The organism is Lacticaseibacillus pantheris DSM 15945 = JCM 12539 = NBRC 106106 (genome assembly GCF_001311175.1).
Lineage (GTDB): Bacteria > Bacillota > Bacilli > Lactobacillales > Lactobacillaceae > Lacticaseibacillus > Lacticaseibacillus pantheris.
This window is the reverse complement of record NZ_BBAI01000075.1, coordinates 1-1,691: the sequence shown is the minus strand read 5'-3', so window position 1 is coordinate 1,691 and position 1,691 is coordinate 1. Positions and strand designations below refer to the sequence as shown.

The following is a 1,691-nucleotide window of genomic DNA, read 5'->3' as shown; positions in this document are numbered from 1 at the left end:
TGCGATAATCCCTTCATGGTTGTCAGATGAAATACAATAATTCATCTGATGATTATGGAGGGGTTTTTGTATGCCCAGATCTAAGTTCACTGCTCTTGAAAAGCTTAAATTACTAGACGATTTTCAGAAGTCAGGTTTACCCAGAGCAACTTATGCAAGACAGCATGGAATTGGAAAGAGTACGCTGGCGAGATGGTCGATGCGTTATCGAAGAGATGGTCTGGAAGGCTTGGAGGAGCCAAAGAAGAACAACCATTATAGCAAGGAGTTGAAGCAGACCGTAGTCTTCGCCTACCTAAATGGTGAGGGCACCTTCGATGAGTTGACGGACAAATATGGACTACGTAACGGTCAGCAAGCAAAAGAATGGGTCGATCAGTATAATGGAGACAAATCTTTGACGGCATCGCCGTCCAGAAAGCAGGTCCCCACTGTGCGTAGGAAGACGACTTTTGAAGAACGAATTGAAGTAGTTGAGTATGTGGTGAAACACAAGCACTCATACACTGAGGCCGCTGAGCGTTTTCAAGTTTCATATCAACAAGCACGCTCTTGTGCTTAAGGCCAAGAGCGGTGGTTATGATGCCCTCGTTGATAACCGTGGTTATCACAAAGATGAGTTTGAATTGACTGATCTCGATAAAGCAAATCTTCGTATCCGTCAGCTAGAAGCTGAGCTTAAAGACAAAGAATTGGTGGAAGAATTCGCAAAAAAAATTGCTGGAACTTCAGCGCAAGGGGTGAACAAACAACATCGGCTGGCTTACGTCGCAATCAAAGAGGTCAGTCAAGGCAAGCATGGCGCAGTAACCAAGTTACTGGCTGTGGTGGGCGTAAGCCGGCAAGCTTACTACAAAGGCTTAAAGCGGGTAGAAACAGCTTGGGAAGTCCGTGATCGTCAACTTAAGGAACGGACGCAATATTGGTTTGACTTTCACCATCAGGGTGTCGGTGCTGGTAATCTCTTAGTGAACATTCAGCATGACGAGTCAATTGCCTTTGAGGTTACTCATAAAATGGTTCGCCGAGTGATGCGAGAGCTGGGTTTAAAGTGTCAGATTCGAATTAAGAAGCACAGCCGTCAAAAAGCAAGTGAGCAGTATGTACAAGATAATGTCTTAAGCCAGAACTTTGACACAGATGCGCCGAACAAGGTTTGGTTGTCAGATTCCACCGAATTAACCTATGGTCCAAATGGTGAATACAAGATTCGATTGAGTGGTGTTTTGGATCTTTACGGACGTCTCCTCTTGTCACACCATCTTAGTATCACTGAAACCTCAGCTGCGGAAATCGAAGTGTTCCAACGTGCATTTGATAGTGTTGGAGACGTTCATCCATTGATTCATACGGATCGCGGATCAGCGTATACATCTGGCGCATTCAATAACTTTCTGGGACGTTACAATGTGACACGCAGTATGTCTCGTCCAGGAAAACCCTACGACAACGCGCCGATGGAACGTTGGTGGAATGAGTTCAAATTGCGATGGATGGAGCGTCATCCGATGCCTAAGACCCTTCAAGAACTTGAGAAGTTGGTTGAAGAAGGTATTGAATACTTTAATCACCACAACCGTTCAGCACAAAGAAACGGCCTCACTCCAGATGAGTACTGGAATGAAGCCGCTTAGAGACAGATTCAACTTTATAATATTTCATCTGTCAACTTGACAGGGCATAGTGCACCC

General features: G+C 45.1%; 2 protein-coding genes. Both read left to right on the top strand.

What is annotated here, in order from left to right; translation table 11 throughout:
* The first annotated feature begins 70 nt into the window (after nt 1–70).
* Nucleotides 71–562, top strand: a complete 492-nt coding sequence (locus tag JCM12539_RS12360) for a transposase (protein ID WP_156302206.1) — start codon at nt 71–73, stop codon at nt 560–562.
* Nucleotides 555–1,634, top strand: a complete 1,080-nt coding sequence (locus tag JCM12539_RS12355) for an IS3 family transposase (protein WP_156302205.1) — start codon at nt 555–557, stop codon at nt 1,632–1,634. The genes JCM12539_RS12360 and JCM12539_RS12355 overlap by 8 nt, the downstream gene beginning before the upstream one ends.
* Nucleotides 1,635–1,691 lie beyond the last annotated feature (57 nt).

What these genes read in the sequence shown, in the direction of transcription:
- JCM12539_RS12360 (WP_156302206.1), top strand. Translation starts at nt 71, where the DNA reads ATGCCCAGATCTAAGTTCACTGCTCTTGAAAAGCTTAAATTACTAGAC.